Consider the following 19,296-nt stretch of genomic DNA (forward strand, 5'->3'; position numbering starts at 1 on the left):
GTGGGCGACGTTCGGCTTCCAACCTTCTGAAGGAGCCTTCGCGATGAAGACCATTCTGACCTTGTCGGCTGTGACCGGCGCGACCCTGTTGCTCGGCGCCTGCGCCACCACCGACGGTTACGCCTCGCGCTGCGAGCGGGACTATGCGGAGAATCAGCGCTACGCCACCGCCAGCGGGGCGGCGCTGGGGGCCCTGGCCGGGGCGGCCATCGCCGGCGACGGCAACCGCGAGCAGGGGGCGGCGATCGGGGCGCTGGCCGGCGGCCTGCTGGGCAATCAGCTGTCGGAGCGCGACGACCCCTGCGGCTACGGCTTCGGCGGCTATAATCGCGACGGCCGCTATGGCTATGAGCGGGTGCCGCAGCGGGGCGACTACGGCTACTACCCGGGTCCCCGCCGCTACTAGATGACCGCATGGATCGCCGGCGCGGGTTTGGTCTAGAAGGCCGAATGTTCCTGCGATTCTGCCTGCTTCTGGTCGTGTTCGTTGGCGGCTGCGCGACTCACCCGGGCACGGTGGATCACGTCCGGTTCGCCGCCGATCGATCGTTCGTTTCCGTACAGACCGATGCCGGGGTCGTGCGCGGCGTGCAGGGCGCGGGGACCCGCGCTTTCTTGGGGGTGCCCTATGCCGCGCCGCCCATCGGGGATCTGCGCTGGCGAGGACCGCGCGCCCCGGAGCCCTGGACCGGTGTCCGCGACGCGACGCGCATCGGTTCGGACTGCACCCAGGCCCTGGGGCGCGAGGCGATCCTGGGCGGGGGCGGCGGGCTGGTGGTGGGGTCCGAGGACTGTCTGTTCGTCAACATCTATGGACCCGTCCCGGATCACGTCCGGGATGACAAGGCCCTGAAGCCGGTCATGGTCTATCTGCACGGCGGAGCCTTCACCATCGGGGCGGGGGCCAACTACGACCCCAGCCGGCTGGCGGTGGAGCAGGACCGGGTCGTCGTCACGGTCAATTTCCGGCTCGGGGCCCTGGGGTGGCTGGCGCTGCCGACGTTCGGGTCGGAAGGCGAGGGCGTGGGCGGCAACTGGGGCCTGATGGACCAGCAGGCGGCGCTGCGCTGGGTCCAGGCCAATATCGCGGCCTTCGGCGGCGACCCCGGGGACGTGACCCTGTTCGCCGAGAGTTCGGGGGCGTGGAGCGCCTGCTATCTGATGGCGTCTCCGGGGTCGGAGGGGCTGTATCACCGCGTGATCCTGCAGAGCGGACCCTGTCTGGAGCCCTCGTCGCTGAACGCGGCGGCGGACCAGGCCGGGCCGGGCGCGTCGTTCGCCGCCAATCTGGGATGTCCGGGGCCGGATGCGGCCGCGTGCCTGCGCCGGACGCCCGCCTGGCGGATCGCGCGCGGGGCCTCGACGCGGTCGGGGATCAACGGGCCGGGATCCTGGGGGCCCGTGTACGGCGACGCCCTGGTGCCGCTGAGCCCGCCCGAGGCCTTCGCACAGGGGGCCTTCACCCGGGTGCCGGTGATCGTCGGATCGAACACCGACGAGGGACGGCTGTTCGCCGTCGAGGTGCGCGACATGGATCGCTACGCGAAGGAGACGCACTGGCTGTACGGCGAGGCCGGCGCGCGGGCGCTGGACCGCTATCCGGTCGGGGCCGAGGGACCGGCCGCGACGATCGCCCAGAGCTTCACCGACAGCCGGTTCGCCTGTCCGGCCGATGCCCTGCGGCGGCTGCTGGCGCGGCACGTGCCCGTGCACGGCTATGAGTTCGCGGACCGGGCGGTGCCCTTCATCCTGCCGGACTGGGTCACGGGTCTGGACATGGGGGCCTATCACGCCAGCGAGCTGGCCTCTGTGTTCGGGACGTCGTGGATCTTCACCGACACCCGGCGCTGGACCCCGGCCCAGCGGTCTTTGTCCGACCGCATGATGGGCCTCTGGGCCGGCCTCGGTCACGATCCGGACTTCGAGACCCGCTGGCCGAAGGTGTCGGACGGTGGCGGGCCGGTCCTGGTGTTCGACCCGACCGGCGACCGGGTCGATGCCACCTTCCACGACCGGCATCAGTGCGGCTTCTGGGGCGGGACGGCGCTGGGGCCGGCGGAGCCTAGCTGAAGATCACTTCGACGCCCGGCTTGACGGCCTTGGCCAGCTGTTCGGCGCTCCAGTTGGTCAGACGGACGCAGCCGCTGGAAGCGGTCTTGGCGATCTTGGACGGCTCGGGCGTGCCGTGGATGCCGTAGGTGTCGCGCGACAGGTCGATCCAGACCGAGCCGACGGGATTGTTCGGCCCGGCGGGGACCACCACCCGCTTGTCGCCCCGGTCGTAGCTGACCCGGCTGGGGTCGTAGGTGTAGTTGGGTTCCGGCGCGACGCCGACGACGGTCAGGCGACCCGTGGGGGCCGGGCGGGCCGTGCTGCCGACGGTGGCGGGATAGAAGGCCAGCAGGGTGCCGTCTTCGCCGAAGGCGCGCAGCGAGCCTTCGGCCTTGTCGATGGCGATGCGGGTGACGGCGGCGGGCAGGGGCTGCTCGGCCACGGCGGGCACGACGAGCGTCTGGCCCGCCTGGGCGAAATTCACCCCGGGGTTCAGCGCCGTCAGCAGGCCCTCGGTGACGTGGAACCGCTCGGCCAGCATTTCCAGCGGCGTGCGGTAGGAGAGGGCGTTCAGCTCGCTCTGGGCCACGAGGTCGGTCGGGATATTGGGCTCGAACGGCCCGGCGATGTCGGCCGCGGTGATGGCATAGGTCGTCATGACCGTGCCGGCGCCCTGGATCAGCCGGGCGAATACCTGATCGTCCAGCTTGCCGTCGACCGGCAGACCGTTCGCCTCTTCGAAGGCCGCCACGGCCTGGGACGTGTTGTCGCCGCCCAGCCCGTCGATGGCTCCGGGGGAAAAGCGGGCGCGCTCCAGCAGGATCTGCGCCCGGATGATCTCGGGGCGGGGCGGGGTGGTCGCGGCCGCGGCCGCCCCTTCGTCGCCGGGGGCGGTCGGCGCCTGCGCGCTGGCGGCGGCGCCAGCGGGCGCGGCCGGGTCCTCCGCCGGCGTCCAGACGGCGCGTTCGATCGCCTGGGCGGACAGGGGTCCGGAGGCCCCGGCCGGGGCGCTGGCCTGGGTCGGCGGCGTCGTGGGCGGACTCTGGGCCGGTTCGGGCGTGTCGCAGGCCGAGAGGGCGACGGAGGCGAGCAGGGCGGAGGCAAGCGACAGGCGGATCATCAACACAACTCTCAGGACTGGACTGAGCCAACCCCCAGCCGCCTTGACCGTTCCGCGAGACCGCGATCGCGACGAGGGAACGGTTGCGCGCGGGCGGCAAATCGGTGTGTAGGTCAGGACCAACGTTAGGATCTCGGTAACCCTATGCGGCGCGCGCTTCACATCGGTCTGTTCATCGGCACGCTGATCGGGGTCTCGGCCTGCGCGACGGCCGACGGGGCGGGCGGTTCGCCGCGTGGGGCCTATGGCTCGGTCGAGGCCGGCCGGACCGGCTGATCCTCCCGCCCAAGGAAATCATGGCGAAAGCGGCCGTCTTCGGCTAACGATGGGGGGCGGACGCCGACTGTCGCGCCGCGCCGGTTCTGCTTCCCCTCAAGATGTTACTCATCGCCATCGTCGTCGTTCTGCTCCTCGTGGTGCTCAACGGCCTGTTCGCCGCGACCGAGATGGCGGTCGTCTCCTCCCGGAAATCCAAGCTCCAGAGCCGCGCCGAACGCGGTGACCGCGGCGCGCGGGCGGCGCTGAAGCTGTCGGAAGACCCGACCCATTTCCTGTCCGCCGTCCAGGTCGGCATCACCTTGATCGGCATTCTGGCCGGTGCCTATGGTCAGGCCGCGATCGCGGGTGAGCTGGACCTGATCCTCGAGGCCGCCTTTCCCGCCCTGGCGGCCTATACCGAGATCTTCTCGACCCTGCTGGTGGTCATCTGCATCACCTATGTGTCGCTGATCGTCGGCGAGCTGGTGCCCAAGCGGCTGGCGCTGATCTTCCCCGAATCGATCGCGGCCAAGATGGCCGCCCCGATCTCGACCGTGGCGATCGTGCTGCATCCGTTCGTGGTCCTGCTGACCGCCTCGACCTCGGGCATCCTGAAGATCATGGGCGTCAGGGATCGCGACGGGTCCGACGTCACCCAGGAGGAGGTCGAGACCATGATCGCCGAGGGTACCTCCGCCGGTCTGATCGAGCCCGAGGAGCAGACCATGATCGAAGAGATCCTGCGTCTGGGGGATCGCCCGATCCGGGTCGCCATGACGCCGCGCCACGAGGTGTTCTGGGTCGCCCTGGACGACTCCGAGGCGGTCCTGCGCGAGGAGGTCCGCACCTGTCCGTATTCGCGCATCGTCGTGGCGCGCGAGAACGACGTCGATAATCCGCTGGGCGTCGTTCACAAGAAGGATCTTCTGGACAGCCTGCTGGACAACGGCGAGTTCAATATCGAGAAGCACGTCCAGACCCCGGCCTTCATCCCTCAGTCGACCTCGGTGCTGAAGGCGCTGGAAATCCTCAAGGCGTCGAAGGTCCACATGGCCTTCCTGGTCGACGAATTCGGCGCGTTCGAGGGCGTGGTCACGGCCACCGATCTGCTGGAGATGATCGCCGGCGACTTCGACGAGGGACACGACGCCAAGGAAGCCCTGATCCGCATGCGCGAGGACGGCAGCTGGCTGGTCGACGGCCAGACCGATCTGGACGAGCTGGCCGACGAACTGGGCGAGGACTTCGGGGAAGCCGAAGGCTTCCACACGGTCGCCGGGCTGGTGCTGCACCACCTGTCGCGCGTGCCGGACGAGGGCGAGATCCTGCAACTGGGCCGGTTCGAGGTCGAGGTCGTGGACATGGACGACCGTCGGATCGACAAGCTGATCTTCAAGCAGCTGGTCAAGGCCGAGGACGAGCGAGACGCCGTCGCGGCCCACCACGATCACTGACGGAGCGGCCGCCTATTCGACCAGACGCACCGCGTTGATCGAGGCGGCGATCCCGGTGAAGGCCGCTTCCAGCGAGGTCGCGTCGGTGGCGTCGAAATAGTGATCGCTGTCGCTGGCGCAGTCGCTCAGCAAGGTTTGGGCGGCCTCTGTATCGACGGCCAGGCCGACCGTGAAGATCTCGATTTCCTTGCTCTTCGCATAGGCGCAGATGCTGGCGACATCGTCATTGGTCGCCCTCTTCTGCGTCGCCGCCGTTGCGGCGTTGGTGGACAGCGTCAGGTGGCGACCATCGCCGGGGTTAAAACGAAGGGTGTTCTCCCCGTCCGTCATCAGCACCAGGATCTTGCGGGGCGCGCGGTTGCCGGGGCTGTACGCCGCGCCCTCGATGAAGGGCTGTGTCGGCGACAGGACGTTCACCCCCCAGATCAAGCCGGACGGAATGTGGGTTTCCGGTCGGTAAGACCCCACGTTGACCACGAGGTTGTCGATGGTGGTCAGCACCGTCGCCTTCTGATCCGTCAGGGTCTGGATCGGATTGAGGCAGGTCTGACTGGTGCCCAGGAAGCCCTTGTAGACTGTTTCGGGGCGGGTGTCGTTCAGACGCAGCGTGCCGGTGTTGCGGGAATAGACGCAGCCGTACCAGCTATAGCGGGTCGTGACGGGGCTGCCGCCCCCCGTGCAGCTTTCCCGGGTCTGCGCCGGGGTGACGGGGGTGGTTCTGCAGGTCTGCGGCGTGGTCCAGCAGGCATAGGATTCCGGCACCCCATCCTTGAAACGGGTGCATGTGCCGCGCACGCCGCCGGTGCAGGTCGTGGTGGTGACGGGCACCTGGGTGCAGACCCGGGGTGACGGCGTGGACGTGGACGAATAGTCAGGCGGAACGCTGATCCAGGACGCGGATCGGTTGCTGGTGCCGACGTTGACGTATTCCGCATAGGGGACCACCCCGAACTTCACATTGTCGACGTCCGTGGTCATCAGGGCGTTCGTCAGAATACGGGCCGAGGACTTAAGGGCGTTGATCCGCGTCGTGGAACCGGCCGAGGCCGACATCGACCATGTATTGTCCAGCACCATGACCAGTTCGACGCCGTCGGCGGCCCCGCGCTCGGCGACAGCATCGACCACCAGCGGCAGACGCGGAATGTTGAAGACGCTGCCGAACAGCGTGTCGACCTCGCCCGTCAGCACCGCCTGCAGGCGTTGACCGGGCTCCTGGGTCACGGCGACCGTGTAGCCCGCGTTGATCCGTTGGCCGCCCTGGTTCAGGTTCGGTTCGAGGTATTGGGTGACGAGGGTCTCCAGCGCGTCGAGCTCCTGGATCCCCGAAGCGGCGCCCGCGAGAACCGCGGCGTCGACGGCATCTTGAGTGACGGAGCGCAGGGCCTGATAGCGAGAGAGATCGATCCCGAAGCCGACCAGCAGGATGATCGCGGGTGCGACGAGCGCGAAGATCAAGGCGACATTGCCCCGTCGATCTTTCAAGAGCCGCCGCAGAGTTCCAAATTTCGAGAGGACACGGAGCAAGGCAGGGCCCCCATTTTTGAGGCCTTCTTCATACGGGTCCGAGGTTAAGAACGCCTTTCTCCGACGCGCCGGGTCCGGAGGCCCGATCCGGGCGCTGCCCGGTCTTGCTTCGACGGTCGCCGCTTGCTAAAGCCCCCGCTCTGGCGAAGCCAACGCGCCTGAGGGTTCGCCCCTCCGGCGCGTTTTAGTTTTGTCCGGACATAGGAGTTTAGCTCAGCTGGTAGAGCACCGGTCTCCAAAACCGGGGGTCGTGGGTTCGAATCCCCCAACTCCTGCCATTTCCCCCCTGTCCTCGCAGCCTGGGCTTCCCCATCTGCGGGGACAGGACCGAATATCGAAACGAGACCCTTAAGGCGATCATGGCCAAGCCCCAGTTCCCCGGCCGTCGCACCGGCAACCCGGCCGCCCGGGCCAAGCCGCAGATCGCGAACGCCGCCGCCGCCTCGACCGTGACCTTGGACGCCCCCGCGCCCAAGAAGCGGACCTCGCCCGGCCAGTTCATCAATCAGGTGCAGGCCGAGGCCAAGAAGATCGTCTGGCCCAGCCGCAAGGAGACCTGGATCACCTCGGTCATGGTGTTCATCATGGTCGCCATCGCGGTCGTCTTCTTCTGGGCCGTCGACACCGCCCTGGGCTGGCTGTCGACCATCATCCTCGCCATCGGCCAATAATCAACAAGGAGACGCGCCCATGACGGATGCAGCGCCCGACACCAAAGTCGCCTCGAACCCGCGGCACAAGTGGTACATCGTCCACGCCTATTCGAACTTCGAGAAGAAGGTCGCCCAGCATATCCGCGACCAGGCCAAGCAGCGTGATCTGGAGGAATGCTTCTCCGAGATCCTGGTGCCGACCGAGGACGTCGTCGAGATCCGCCGCGGCCGCAAGGTCAACTCGGAGCGCAAATTCTTCCCCGGCTACGTCCTGGTGAAGATGGAGCTGACCGACGACGCCTATCACCTGGTCAAGGATACGCCCAAGGTCACGGGCTTCCTGGGTGCCGCGGGCGGCACCAAGCCGCTGCCGGTCAGTGAGCGCGAAGTCCAGGCCATCATCGGGGCCGTGGAAGAGGGCGTCGAGCGTCCGAAGCCCACGATCCGCTTCGACATCGGCGAGACCGTCAAGGTCATCGACGGACCCTTCGCCAGCTTCGACGGCCAGGTGGAGAGCGTCGACGAGGACGCCGCCCGCCTGCGCGTCGCCGTGTCGATCTTCGGCCGGCCGACGCCGGTGGATCTGGAATACAGCCAGGTCGAGAAGAACGCGGCTTAAGCAGGAGGGGCGGTCTCCCTCCCCTTGCGGGGGAGGGGTGTCGCGAAGCGACGGGGTGGGGGCGGCTCGGCGACGAGCCGCCTTTTTGCTGGTCGGAGTCCGGGTCGCCCGGCCGCCCCCGCCCGGTCTCCGCTGCGCTTCGACCACCCTCCCCGAACGGGGAGGGAGAGGCGCATTGCCTCCCTTAGCCGCCTCTGCTACACGCGCGCCTCCCGTGGCTCCGGCCTCGGGACAAATCCGTGGGAGGCAGCCATGCCGCACCACGGCTCACCGGTCCCGACTAGCGTCGGGGTCATTCACAGGAGAGACCAATGGCCAAGAAGATTCTGGGCTATATCAAGCTGCAGGTGCCGGCCGGTTCGGCCACGCCTTCCCCCCCGATCGGGCCCGCACTGGGTCAACGGGGCGTGAACATCATGGGCTTCGTCAAGGAGTTCAACGCGCGCACCGAGAAGGAAGTGAAGGGCACGCCCCTGCCGACCGTGATCACTGTCTATCAGGACAAGAGCTTCACCTTCGTCACCAAGACCCCGCCGGCCACCCACTACATCAAACAGGCCGTGGGCATCACCTCGGGCGCCAAGCTGACGGGCCGCGAGACGGTCGGTTCGATCACCCGCACCCAGCTGCGCGAGATCGCCGAGAAGAAGATGAAGGACCTTAACGCCAACGATCTGGATGCCGCCGCGCGCATCATCGAAGGTTCCGCCAAGGCCATCGGCCTGAACATTGTGGAGGCCTGACCATGAGCAAGCCCACCAAGCGTATGAAGGCGTTCAACGCCGACACCCTGGCCCTGATGACCGTCTCCGACGCCATTGCGGCCGTGAAGGCCAATGCCTCGGCCAAGTTCGACGAGTCGATCGAGATCGCCGTCAACCTGGGCGTCGATCCCCGCCATGCCGACCAGCAGGTCCGTGGCGTGGTCAACCTGCCGTCCGGCACCGGCCGTGACGTTCGCGTCGCCGTCTTCGCCAAGGACGCCAAGGCTGCTGAAGCCCTGGCCGCCGGCGCCGACATCGTGGGCGCCGAGGATCTGTACGAGAAGATCAACGGCGGCTTCATGGACTTCGACCGCGTCATCGCGTCCCCGGACATGATGGCCCTGGTCGGTCGTCTGGGTAAGGTGCTGGGCCCGCGCGGCCTGATGCCGAACCCCAAGGTCGGCACCGTGACCCCGAACGTCGCCCAGGCCGTCAAGGACGCCAAGGGCGGTGCGGTCGAGTTCCGCGTCGAGAAGGCCGGTATCGCTCACGGCGGCATCGGCAAGGCCTCCTTTACCCAGGAAGCCCTCGAGGCCAACGTCCGCGCCTATGTCGACGCCCTGCAACGCGCCCGTCCGACCGGCGCCAAGGGCACCTACGTCAAGCGCATCAGCCTGTCGTCCACCATGGGCCCGGGCATCAAGATCGATCCGGCCTCCATCTCGGCCTGATCCATCGACTTCGGTCGATAGGATATGAGGGCGGCGACCGCAGGGTCGCCGCCCTTTTTTCTTGCGTATTGCTCGTTCGGCTAGACGAAGCTAGGCTTTGGCTAGCCGGAGAAACGCCATGGCCTTTCACGTCCGAGATAAGGAGACCGATGCGCTGGTGCGGGAGCTTGCCCTGCGGCGTGGGGTTGGTCTGACAGAGGCTGTCAGGCTAGCCGTCGAGGGGGAGCTTGCACGTCAGGGGCGCGAAGTCGCAGAAAAGCGCGCGCGCGTTAGTGCCCTTCTCAATGAAGTCGATGCCTGGCCGCGCACGGGACTGAAAGCCGATAAGGCCTTCTTTGATGAACTATCCGGGGACTGATGTTCATCGACGCGTCAGCCTTCTGCGCTGTCCTGTTGGGAGAGCCGGAGCGCGACCTTCTCTTGGAGCAGATGATCTCGGCCAGCCACGCCTACACGTCCGCCATAGCTGTGTGGGAGACTGTCAGGGCGCTGTCCCGTGAGGCTGATCGGGAAATCCAGCAGGCGTCGATGATGGTCGAGACCCTTGTTGACGCCATAGACGCGGAATTGGTGGCCATCGGCATGGCGGAGCAACGGCTTGCCGTCGAAGCCTTCGAGCGATTTGGAAAAGGACGGCATCCGGCGGCGCTGAATATGGGCGACTGTTTCGCCTACGCCTGCGCTCGTCGTCTGAATGTGCCTCTACTTTTCAAGGGCAACGACTTTTCCAGGACGGACATCGGCGTCGTCGGTTGATTTCCCGCCCCGCTCATGTATAGAGCGCCACTTCCCGTCGAGACCCCGGTCCCGACGGTCCTGTCCGAGAACTTCGGGGCGAGGGGGCCACCCTTGCCATAAATGCTGGAGAGCCCTCCAGCGCCGTGGGGAGATGGGGATGCAGACGACGCACGGTCGGCCCGGGATTCCGGGACGGACCCCCGTCAGAGCCTCCTTCGGACATTGCTACCCGGCCTGAACGCTTCGCGGCGACGCGTGGCGCATGGGTCGTCTCGACGTCGGGAATAAGCCCGGCGGCGAACCTCAAGACTGGAGACCGCAATGGATCGCGCACAAAAAGCCGAGTCGATCGAGTCGCTGAAAGGCGTCTTCGCCGAGGCTGGCAGCGTGGTCGTGGCCCACAACCTGGGCCTGACCGTTGCGGAAATGGAAGACCTGCGGGGCCGTCTGCGCACCGCCGGTGGATCGTTCAAGGTGGTCAAGAACCGCCTGGCGCTGAAGGCGCTCGAGGCGGACGACGGCAGCGACTACCACGGCCTGTTCAAGGGTCCCGTGGGCATCGCCTATGCCGACAACCCCGCCACGGCCGCCAAGGTGACGACCGAGTTCGCCAAGGGCAATGACCGTTTCGTCATCGTCGGTGGCTTCATGGGCGACACCGTCGTCGATCCGAAGGGCGTGGACAGCCTGTCCAAACTGCCGACGCTCGACGAAATCCGCGCCTCGCTGCTCGGCCTGCTCAACGCCCCCGCGACCAAGATCGCCGGCGTCGTGCAAGCCCCGGCTGCCCAACTGGCCCGAGTGTTCAACGCCTATGCCACCAAGGAAGCCGCGTAAGCGACCTCTCTTCCATCTCTGCAAACCCTCTCTAACCAACCCAATCCTCCGAAGGAAAACTGACCATGGCCGACCTGTCCAAGATCGTCGACGACCTGTCCTCGCTGACCGTCCTCGAAGCCGCCGAACTGTCCAAGCTGCTGGAAGAAAAGTGGGGCGTCAGCGCCGCTGCTCCGGTCGCGATGGCGATGCCCGCCGGTGGCGGTGCCGCTGCTCCGGCTGAAGCCGCCGAAGAGCAAACCGAATTCACCGTCGTGCTCGTCTCGGGCGGCGACAAGAAGATCAACGTCATCAAGGAAGTCCGTGGCGTGCGTTCGGACCTGGGTCTGAAGGAAGCCAAGGACCTGGTCGAAGGCGCTCCGCAGAACGTCGTCGAGAACGTCTCCAAGCAGAACGCCGACGAAGTCGCCAAGAAGCTGACCGAAGCCGGCGCGACCGTCCAGATCAAGTAAGCGACGTCTCAGCCCTGCTGAGATCAAAGGCCCGGCGGGAAACCGCCGGGCCTTTTCGTGTCTGGAGCCCCGGAAAGGTCTTCGCACGGCTTTGCAGGAGCGGTGCGGCCTCCCCATCTGTCGCCCTCAACAGGAGACCGCAGATGAATATCCTCATGGTGCTGACGTCGCACGACCAACTCGGCGACACGGGCAAGAAGACCGGCTTCTGGCTGGAGGAGTTCGCGGCGCCCTACTATGCGCTGAAGGACGCCGGGGCCGAGATCGTACTGGCCTCGCCCAAGGGCGGGCAGCCGCCGCTGGACCCCAAGAGTGACGAACCCGACGCCCAGAGCGAGGACACCCATCGCTTCAAGGCCGACCCCGAGGCCCAGGCGGCCTTGGCGTCGACGGTCGTGCTGTCGTCGGTCAAGGCCGAGGATTTCGACGCCGTCTTCTATCCGGGCGGACACGGGCCGCTGTGGGACCTGGCCAATGACGCGGACTCCATCGCCCTGATCGAGGCCTTCGCCCAGGCCGACAAACCGACCGGTTTCGTCTGCCACGCGCCGGGCGTGCTGAAGTCGGTCAAGGCCGCGGACGGCAAGGCGCTGGTCGACGGGCGCAAGGTGACGGGCTTCACCAACACCGAGGAAGAGGCCGTAGGCCTGACCGACGTGGTGCCCTTCCTGGTCGAGAACGTGCTGATCGCCAACGGCGGCGACTATTCCAAGGGTCCGGACTGGGGCTCCTATGTGCTGGTCGACGGCAAGCTGGTGACCGGCCAGAACCCGGGCTCGTCGCGCGAGGCGGCCGAGGCCCTGCTGGGTCTGCTCAAGGCCTAGGGGCGTGAACGCCTCCCCCTCGGTACGGCCGAGGGGGAGGCGACGACACTCTAGCGACGGCGCGCCGTCATGATGTCGCCGATCCGGTCGCGCGTGCCCTCGACCCGCTCCAGGCGCGGATAGCGCAGGCCCTCGGTCCAGGGCAGGTCCAGGGTGCGGATCCGGGTGCCGCTCTTCAGCGTCAGGCGGATCGGGGTGGTGCCGTCCTTGGCGGCCGTGACGGCGTCGCGCAGGACCTCCGGCGTCGCGGCCTGGTCCCCGACCGCGATCAGATCCCAGCCGGCGCCAATGCCGGCGGCATAGGCCGGGCCGCCCCACTGGATGGCGGTGATCCTCTGGTTGGGACCGCTGAGCGAGAAGCCCAGCGAGTAGCGGAAGTCCGAGCCCCAGTTGGAATGGACCGCCTTCTCGTCGGCGTTCGGCTCCTCGACATAGGTCAGGCGGTAGCCCCCGCGCGCGAGGCCGTCGAGCGGGGCGGTGGCGTCCGGGCCCACGGCGTCCAGACGGTCGCGCAGGAAGGTGGCCCAGTCATGGGGAGCCACGGCGTTCAGGGCCGCGACCACGTCGGCGAAGGTGTAGCCGTGGGGGCTCCAGTCGCCGTCCGTGCTCTCGGGCGAGAAGAAGGCGCGGGCGAAGTCGTCGAGCGAGCGGCGATCGTTTGTGCGCTCTCGGATCAGGGTGTCGGCGTCCAGCCAGATCAGGGCCGCCTCGTCATAATAGTCGCTGGTGCCGCGCATCCACGACGTCCACTGGCCGGGCACGCGATAGCCCAGCAGGTTGTGGTTGTTGGCGTCCTGCAGATTGCGCCACTGGCGACCCGGCTGGTTCTGGTAGAAGGCCGCGCGGTCGGCCAGCAGGATCAGGGCCTGCGCCTTCGTATGCAGTCCGCTGCGGGCCGACAGGACGTCGCCCCAGTATTCGGTCTGACCCTCATAGACCCACAGCAGGCTGTTCTCGGTCGGGACATTGTAGTTGGCGGTCAGCTCGTCTGCCGGGCGGCGGAACTTGCCGTTCCAGGAGTGGGCGTATTCGTGTGGCAGCAGGGCCCTGGATCCGGCCGACTTGCCCCAGGCGGTGAAGAAGTCGGGGGCGTGCGTGTTCTCGGACGAGCGGTGATGCTCCAGCCCGATGCCGCCCATCTGATTGGTCAGGCCCAGCAGGAACTCGTAGCGATCGTAGTGGCGCGACCCGAACAGGCGGTCGGCCTGGGTCACCATGGCCTCGTAGTGGCCCAGCTGCTCGGCGGTGGGCGCGAGGTTGTCGGCTTCGTCGGCGACGATGTTCAGATGCACGTCCTCGCCGGTCGGATCGATGTCGATCCGGCGATAGTGGGCCCCGGCGAACATCGGGCTGTCGACCAGGGTGTAGAGCGACACGGGAGCGAAGGTGGCCAGGCCGTTCTCGAACGATGCCGTCTCCAGGGCCACGCCATATTGCCAGCCCTGCGGCAGGCGGACGGAGGGGGCGAAGGTGATGCCGGTGGCCGCATAGCCGGCCGGATAGAGCAGGGCCTTCTCGAACTGCAGGTTCATCATCGACGGCGTCATAACAACGCGCCAGTTGGCGTTGTCCGACTGCGTCAGCCACTGGAAGGCGGCCTCGATCTGGGTCGTGCCGGCGGGAACGTCGAGGTGGAAGGCATAGGGGTCGACCGCGTCGCGGCGCCATTCGACCCGCCGGCCGTCGGCGGTGATCGTCAGCCCGGCCAGCAGTTGGATCGGGCCCGAGTCGGCGTGGTTGCCTGGCAGGTATTTCGGATAGAGCAGGGTCAGGGGACCGGGCTGGACCGGGATGGTCTGGCGCACGGACACGATCCGACGATCCAGGTCGGTGGCATCGACTTCGTAGCCGATGGTGCCGGGATAGGTGGCCTGGCTCGGGGCCGGGATCGGCGGGCTGTCGGGGAAGCCGCCGATGTCCGGCGTCGTCGGACCGGGGCCTGTCTGGGGCGTCTGGGCCGAGACCGCGCCTACGGAGATCAGGAGAGCAGCGGCGCAGGCGGTGGCGAACAGGCGCGACATGGGCGGGATCCGGGCAACTTTAGGGAGGCGCAGATCACGACGGCAGGGCAGGGAGGTCAAGCGCGAACCTCTCCCTCCCCCGCGGGGGAGGGGGCCGAGCGCAGCGAGGCCGGGTGGGGGCGGCAGGGCAAGGCCCCGCAGGCCTAGGTGAGGGTCGCCGGCCGTTCCCACCCCGTCGCTGCTGCGCATCGACGACCCTCCCCCGAGGGGGAGGGAGAAGCCATTGATCTCACCCCCGGAACAGCAGGGACCCGTCGCCGTAGGAGTAGAAGCGGTAGCCGTCGGCCACCGCGTGGGCATAGGCCGCCTTCATCGTGTCCAAGCCGGCGAAGGCGCTGACCAGCATGAACAGGGTCGATTTCGGCAGGTGGAAATTGGTCATCAGCACGTCGGCGGCGCGGAAGGCGTAGCCGGGGGTGATGAAGATGGCGGTGTCGCCGTGGAAGGGCTGGATCACGCCCTCTGGCGTCGTGGCCGACTCCAGCAGGCGCAGCGAGGTGGTGCCGACGCAGACGATACGGCCGCCGGCGGCGCGGACGGCATTGAGGGCGGCGGCGGTCTTAGGCGACACCTCGCCCCATTCGCTGTGCATCCGGTGGTCGGCGGTGTCGTCGGCCTTGACCGGCAGGAAGGTGCCGGCCCCGACGTGCAGCGTCACGGCGTAGGTGGTGACGCCCCGGGCGCGGACGGCGTCCAGCAGGGCGGGGGTGAAATGCAGGCCGGCGGTGGGGGCGGCGACCGAGCCGTCGTGGGTGGCGAAGACGGTCTGGTAGTCCGAGCGGTCGCGGTCGTCCTCGGGCCGTTTGGCGGCGATGTAGGGGGGCAGAGGCATGACGCCGACCCCCTGGATCGCCTGGTCGAGGGCCGGACCGGCGACGTCGAAGCGCAGGGCGATCAGGCCGTCGTCCGCCTTGGCGATGACCGTCGCGGCCAGGGTCTGGAAGACGATGCGGTCCCCGGCCTTGATCCGCTTGCCCGGCTTCATGAAGGCGGACCAGACGTCGGGGGCGTCGCGGTGATGCAGGGTGGCCTCGACGGCCACGGTCAGGGTCTCGCCCTCCGGTCCGACCCGCTCGCGGACGCCCGACAGCCGGGCGGGGATCACGCGGGTGTCGTTGAACACCAGGGCGTCGCCGGGCTGCAGGAAGCCCGGCAGGTCCGAGACATGATGGTCTGAAAGGGAGCCCTGCCGAACCACCAGCAGGCGGGCGGACTCGCGCGGGTCGGCCGGGCGCAGGGCGATGCGGTCCTCGGGCAGGTCGAAGTCGAAATCGGCGGTCTTCATATGCGCGGGCAGGGCGCATGCCCTTTGGCTCGGGTCAAGGTCAGGCGCCGCGTGGCGGACTTGAGAACCCGTCTTTTCGGCGGACGTCCGGCCAGCGCTGAGTAGAATTACGGAAGATGCGGTTGCTTAAGCAGACGTTCAGATTCCAGGCGCACCGGTAATCCATGAGCGAAGTGTCAGGCATCGCGGATCATCCCTGGGCGGGGGCGTGGGACCGGCTGAACCGGCCGGTCTGGCTCTACGACCCGCGGACGGGGCGAAAGCCCTATGCCAATCCTGCGGCCCTGGCCCTGTTTGGGGCAGCCAGTCTCGATATCCTTTCAGCTCGCGACTTCTCGGCCCGGTCCCCGGCGATCAAGGCCCGCATCCGCCGACTGGTCGACCGCACCGCCCATGGTGAGACGGTGAGCGAGCGCTGGACCTTCTTCCCTCACGGGCAGCCAGTCACAACCCAGGCGACGGTTTCCGCCCTGACGGACGATCAGGGCGCGACGATGCTGCTGTTCGAGGCGTCCCCCGAGGATATTCCCGCCGAGGAGAAGCGGGCGGCGGAAGCTCTCAGGCATGCGTCGGCCCTGATCAGCCTGTTCGACGGCGACGGACGGCGGCTGTTTTCCAACCCCGCGGCCTTCCGCGCTTATGGCGACGGGGAGGACGATTTCGCGCGCCGCTTCGCCGATCGCGCCGAGGGGCTTGCCCTGTTGGCCGCCGCCGGTCGTGCTGCGGTGGCCGGGCTACGGGTCGTGGTCACCCGCCACGGGACGCGCTGGCATCATATGGATGCACGTCCTGTGCCCGATCCGGTCACCGGCAGGCCCTGCGTCTTGCTGAACGAACAGGACGTTACGCCCCGGGTCGAGGCGGAAATGGCGCGCAGCGCGGCCGAGCAGAAGGCTACGATGGCCGACGCTCGACAGCGGTTCCTGACCGAGATGTCGCATGAGCTGCGCACGCCGCTGAACGCCGTGATCGGCTTCTCAGGTCTCCTGGCCGAGGCCGGGTTGGCTGAGGAGTCGACGGACCAGGCCTGGCGGATCCACGCGGCCGGCCAGAGCCTGTTGGAGGTCGTCAACCGGATGATTGCCGATCCCATGGGTGAAGCGACCGAGATTGATAGAGACGGCGGACCCGCTGCGGCCCTGCCTGCGACCGAGCCGGATCCGGCCGGGAGTCATGCATCGTCCATGGCCCTCAAGGCCCTGTACGTGGACGACAATGAAAGCAACCGCACCCTGGTCCGGGCCATGCTGGCGACCATGGGCATCGTCTGCGAGACCGCCGACGACGGCCACGCCGGGGTGCAGGCCGCCGCCGGCGGAGACTGGGACGTGATCCTGATGGACATCCAAATGCCGGTCATGGACGGGGTCGAGGCCACGCGGCGGATCCGGGCTCTGGACGGGCCGGTCGCGGCCACGCCGATCATCGCCCTGACGGCCAATACCCTGGACGCTCAGATCCAGACCTACGTCGAGGCGGGGATGGACGATTGCGTCGCCAAGCCGGTCAATATGGTCGAGCTGCTGACCAAGACCTCTCATTGGGGGCTGAGCGGCTGGCGTGAGGCCGTGAGGGACACGGCCGTTTCAGCGGGGGCCTGATCGACTGCTGGGCCAAGATCATCTGGCTTTGAGAAGCGAACCGAACGACGCTTCGGACATTCTGCCCCCATGCCCATTCTCGATTTCGTCCCCTCCATCCTCATCGGCGCCGTGGCCAGCGCCCGGTCCATGACCCCCATGGCCGCCCTGGCGGGCGCGCATCTGGCGCATCGGCGGACGCCCGGCAAACTGTGGCTGCTCGACAAGCCTCTGTTCACCGCCGGAGCCCTGGCGATGGGGGCGGGGGAGCTTTACGGCGACAAGATGAAGTCGGCCCCGGACCGGACTGTCTTCCTGGGTCTGCTGGCGCGGGTGATGAGCGCCGGGATCGCGGGCGGGGCCCTGGCGCCACGCGGCCACGAACGCACCGGGGCGGCCCTGGCGATCGGGACGGCCGTGCCGATGGCTTATCTGACCCTGTCGGGGCGCAAGCGCGCCATGGCGGAGATCGGCCAGACCAAGAGCGGCCTGATCGAGGACGCCCTGATCGTGTCCGCCGGCATCGCGGTGGTGTGGTGGGCGCTCGGCCGGGACCGCTGATCTGCCGCCTGCGTTGACCCCGGGGCGTTGAGGCGGCAAACCCGCGCCCATGCTGCAGAACCTCGAACTCCTCGCGCGCGACGCCCGGTCCTGGCCCTTCGAACAGGCGCGGGCCCTTCTGGACCATGTGCTGAAAAAGCGGCTGTCGGACGCCGAGCGGGCGGCGGCCAGGCTGCTGATCGACGCCGGCAAGGCGGACGATGCGCTGGCGACCTTCGAGGCGCTGTCCCGGCCGGTGGTGCTGGAGACCGGCTACGGGCCGTCGGGCCTGCCGCACATGGGGACCTTCGGCGAGGTGGCGCGGACCACCATGGTGCGCAACGCCTTCCGCGCCCTGACCGGCGATCATTGGCCGACCCGGCTGATCGCGTTCAGCGACGACATGGACGGGCTGCGCAAGGTGCCCGAGGGGGTGCCGAACGCGGAGATGCTGCGCGAGGATCTGGGCCTGTCGCTGACCCGGGTGCGCGATCCGTTCGGGACGCACGACAGTTTCGGGGCCCACAACAACGCGCGGCTGCGGGCGTTCCTGGACGGGTTCGGGTTCGACTACGAGTTCATGAGCTCGACCGAGACCTATCGGTCCGGCCGGTTCGACACGGTGTTGCTGACGCTGCTGGAGCGTTTCGAGGCGGTGCAGGCGATCATGCTGCCGACGCTGGGACCCGAGCGGCGCGAGACCTATTCGCCCTTCCTGCCGGTCAGCCCGGTCACGGGCCACGTCCTGCAGGTGCCGACGCTGGAGCGGAACGTCGAGAAGGGCACGATCGTGTTCGACGACCCGGCGGGGGGTCGCACCGAACTGCCGGTCACGGGCGGCCATGTGAAGCTGCAGTGGAAGCCCGACTGGGCCATGCGCTGGACCGCCCTGGACGTCGACTACGAGATGTCGGGCAAGGACCTGATCGAGAGTGTGCGCGAGAGCTCCAAGGTGTGCCGCGCTCTGGGCGGGGTGCCGCCCGAGGGGTTCAACTACGAGCTCTTCCTCGACGTCGAGGGCAAGAAGATCTCCAAGTCGAAGGGCAACGGCCTGACCATGGAACAGTGGCTGCGCTACGGCACGCCCGAGAGCCTGTCGTGGTACATGTTCCAGTCGCCGAAGTCGGCCAAGAGCCTGCATTTCAACGTCATCCCGCGGGCCATCGACGACTATCTAGGGGCCATCGACCTGTATCGGACGCAGGAGCCGGCCAAGCGGATCGACAATGCCGTCTGGGCGATCCACGCCGGCGCCCCGCCCAAGGTGGCCAGCCCGGTGTCGTTCGCCCTGCTGCTGAACCTGGTCGGCGTGGCCAATGCCTCGACCAAGGCGCAACTGTGGGCCTATTTCGCCAAATACCTGCCGGAGGCGACCCCGGACAGTGAGCCGGTGCTGGACGGGCTGATGGATCGGGCGCTGAACTATTACGAGGACTTCGTGAAGCCGACGAAGTCGTATCGGCGGCCCGACGACAAGGAAAAGGCGGCGCTGCTGGACCTGGCCGGGCGGCTGAAGGCTTTGCCGGCCGACACGACCGACGGCGAGCTGATCCAGGGCGAGGTCTATGCGGTGGGCAAGGACCATGGGTTCGAGCCTCTGCGCGGCTGGTTCGGGGCGCTGTACGAGGTGCTGCTGGGCGCGTCCCAGGGGCCGCGCTTCGGCTCGTTCGCGGCGATCTACGGGCTGGGGCAGACGATCCAGCTGATCGAGGCAGGCGCGAACGGGGAACTGGTGAAATAGTCTCCTCCCCGTGCCGCAGGCATGGGGAGGTGGCGCGGCCCTTCTTCAGGGCCGTGACGGAGGGGGCGAGACGGTGTGTGAGGTAAGGGTGCTCTCTCGTCGAAACCCGGTCGCCCCCTCCGTCTCGTCGGCGGATCGCCGCCGATCCACCTCCCCATTC

The 19,296-nt window shown here is 67.8% G+C and carries 20 protein-coding genes and 1 tRNA gene; 17 read left to right on the forward strand and 4 right to left on the reverse strand.

What is annotated here, in order from left to right; genetic code table 11:
* Positions 1–43: 43 nt before the first annotated feature.
* Together BZG35_RS07570 and BZG35_RS07575 are read left to right on the forward strand one after the other, a co-directional pair.
* Complete coding sequence (locus BZG35_RS07570; protein WP_150125967.1) at positions 44–406, forward strand: glycine zipper 2TM domain-containing protein; 363 nt, start codon at positions 44–46, stop codon at positions 404–406.
* A 44-nt stretch (positions 407–450) separates the two neighbouring features.
* A complete protein-coding gene (locus BZG35_RS07575) occupies positions 451–2,070 on the forward strand; it encodes a carboxylesterase/lipase family protein (protein ID WP_077355088.1) in 1,620 nt (539 codons plus the stop codon).
* On the opposite strand, the gene BZG35_RS07580 is transcribed toward BZG35_RS07575, so the two are convergent.
* Positions 2,063–3,172: a L,D-transpeptidase gene (locus BZG35_RS07580; RefSeq protein WP_077355089.1), complete on the reverse strand. Its 1,110-nt coding sequence runs from the start codon at positions 3,170–3,172 to the stop codon at positions 2,063–2,065. The two genes, BZG35_RS07575 and BZG35_RS07580, sit on opposite strands and share 8 nt — an antisense overlap.
* 144 nt (positions 3,173–3,316) lie before the next feature.
* On the opposite strand from BZG35_RS07580, the gene BZG35_RS18315 reads away from it, so the two are divergent.
* Positions 3,317–3,448 carry a hypothetical protein gene (locus BZG35_RS18315; protein WP_256364146.1) on the forward strand — a complete coding sequence of 44 codons (132 nt, stop codon included), beginning with the start codon at positions 3,317–3,319 and terminating at the stop codon, positions 3,446–3,448.
* A 101-nt stretch (positions 3,449–3,549) separates the two neighbouring features.
* Positions 3,550–4,884, forward strand: coding sequence for a hemolysin family protein (locus BZG35_RS07585; RefSeq protein ID WP_171981903.1), 1,335 nt, complete (start codon positions 3,550–3,552; stop codon positions 4,882–4,884).
* Positions 4,885–4,896: 12 nt separating this feature from the next.
* Here the strand turns inward: BZG35_RS07585 and BZG35_RS07590 are convergent, their stop codons facing one another.
* Positions 4,897–6,342 carry a pilus assembly protein TadG-related protein gene (locus BZG35_RS07590; RefSeq protein ID WP_171981904.1) on the reverse strand — a complete coding sequence of 482 codons (1,446 nt, stop codon included), beginning with the start codon at positions 6,340–6,342 and terminating at the stop codon, positions 4,897–4,899.
* Between the two features lie 271 nt (positions 6,343–6,613).
* On the opposite strand from BZG35_RS07590, the gene BZG35_RS07595 reads away from it, so the two are divergent.
* The 10 genes from BZG35_RS07595 (at position 6,614) to BZG35_RS07640 (ending at position 11,969) form a co-directional block, all read left to right on the forward strand.
* Positions 6,614–6,689 (forward strand) — tRNA-Trp (locus tag BZG35_RS07595).
* An 81-nt stretch (positions 6,690–6,770) separates the two neighbouring features.
* Positions 6,771–7,082: a preprotein translocase subunit SecE gene (gene secE, locus BZG35_RS07600; RefSeq protein WP_077355091.1), complete on the forward strand. Its 312-nt coding sequence runs from the start codon at positions 6,771–6,773 to the stop codon at positions 7,080–7,082.
* 19 nt (positions 7,083–7,101) lie between these two features.
* Complete coding sequence (gene nusG / locus BZG35_RS07605; protein WP_013269213.1) at positions 7,102–7,683, forward strand: transcription termination/antitermination protein NusG; 582 nt, start codon at positions 7,102–7,104, stop codon at positions 7,681–7,683.
* A gap of 311 nt (positions 7,684–7,994) precedes the next feature.
* Positions 7,995–8,426, forward strand: a complete 432-nt coding sequence (gene rplK / locus BZG35_RS07610) for a 50S ribosomal protein L11 (RefSeq protein WP_077355092.1) — start codon at positions 7,995–7,997, stop codon at positions 8,424–8,426.
* Between the two features lie 2 nt (positions 8,427–8,428).
* Positions 8,429–9,118, forward strand: coding sequence for a 50S ribosomal protein L1 (rplA, locus tag BZG35_RS07615; RefSeq protein WP_077355093.1), 690 nt, complete (start codon positions 8,429–8,431; stop codon positions 9,116–9,118).
* 118 nt (positions 9,119–9,236) lie between these two features.
* Positions 9,237–9,476, forward strand: a complete 240-nt coding sequence (locus tag BZG35_RS07620) for a type II toxin-antitoxin system VapB family antitoxin (protein ID WP_077355094.1) — start codon at positions 9,237–9,239, stop codon at positions 9,474–9,476.
* On the forward strand, positions 9,476–9,874 hold the full coding sequence (locus BZG35_RS07625) for a type II toxin-antitoxin system VapC family toxin (RefSeq protein WP_077355095.1): 399 nt from the start codon (positions 9,476–9,478) through the stop codon (positions 9,872–9,874). Before BZG35_RS07620 ends, BZG35_RS07625 begins: the two co-directional genes overlap by 1 nt.
* A gap of 303 nt (positions 9,875–10,177) precedes the next feature.
* Positions 10,178–10,693, forward strand: coding sequence for a 50S ribosomal protein L10 (gene rplJ, locus BZG35_RS07630; RefSeq protein WP_077355096.1), 516 nt, complete (start codon positions 10,178–10,180; stop codon positions 10,691–10,693).
* 65 nt (positions 10,694–10,758) lie between these two features.
* Entirely contained in the window at positions 10,759–11,145 is a 387-nt protein-coding gene (rplL, locus tag BZG35_RS07635) for a 50S ribosomal protein L7/L12 (protein ID WP_077355097.1), read from the forward strand.
* 143 nt (positions 11,146–11,288) lie between these two features.
* Positions 11,289–11,969 (forward strand): type 1 glutamine amidotransferase domain-containing protein, encoded by a 681-nt coding sequence (locus tag BZG35_RS07640; RefSeq protein ID WP_077355098.1) that lies wholly within the window; start codon positions 11,289–11,291, stop codon positions 11,967–11,969.
* 50 nt (positions 11,970–12,019) lie between these two features.
* Here the strand turns inward: BZG35_RS07640 and BZG35_RS07645 are convergent, their stop codons facing one another.
* A complete protein-coding gene (locus BZG35_RS07645; protein ID WP_077355099.1) occupies positions 12,020–13,990 on the reverse strand; it encodes a M61 family metallopeptidase in 1,971 nt (656 codons plus the stop codon).
* A 229-nt stretch (positions 13,991–14,219) separates the two neighbouring features.
* Positions 14,220–15,275 (reverse strand): tRNA preQ1(34) S-adenosylmethionine ribosyltransferase-isomerase QueA, encoded by a 1,056-nt coding sequence (gene queA, locus BZG35_RS07650; protein ID WP_077355100.1) that lies wholly within the window; start codon positions 15,273–15,275, stop codon positions 14,220–14,222.
* 164 nt (positions 15,276–15,439) lie between these two features.
* Between queA and BZG35_RS07655 the strand changes: the two genes are divergently transcribed.
* The 3 genes from BZG35_RS07655 (at position 15,440) to BZG35_RS07665 (ending at position 19,136) form a co-directional block, all read left to right on the forward strand.
* Positions 15,440–16,876: a response regulator gene (locus BZG35_RS07655; RefSeq protein ID WP_253189306.1), complete on the forward strand. Its 1,437-nt coding sequence runs from the start codon at positions 15,440–15,442 to the stop codon at positions 16,874–16,876.
* Between the two features lie 69 nt (positions 16,877–16,945).
* The gene (locus tag BZG35_RS07660; RefSeq protein ID WP_077355101.1) at positions 16,946–17,416 is read left to right on the forward strand and encodes a hypothetical protein; all 471 of its coding nucleotides are present in this window, start codon (positions 16,946–16,948) and stop codon (positions 17,414–17,416) included.
* Positions 17,417–17,465: 49 nt separating this feature from the next.
* On the forward strand, positions 17,466–19,136 hold the full coding sequence (locus BZG35_RS07665) for a lysine--tRNA ligase (RefSeq protein ID WP_077355102.1): 1,671 nt from the start codon (positions 17,466–17,468) through the stop codon (positions 19,134–19,136).
* The last annotated feature ends 160 nt before the right edge of the window (positions 19,137–19,296 follow it).

The sequence above is a fragment of the Brevundimonas sp. LM2 genome (genome assembly GCF_002002865.1).
Classification (GTDB): domain Bacteria; phylum Pseudomonadota; class Alphaproteobacteria; order Caulobacterales; family Caulobacteraceae; genus Brevundimonas.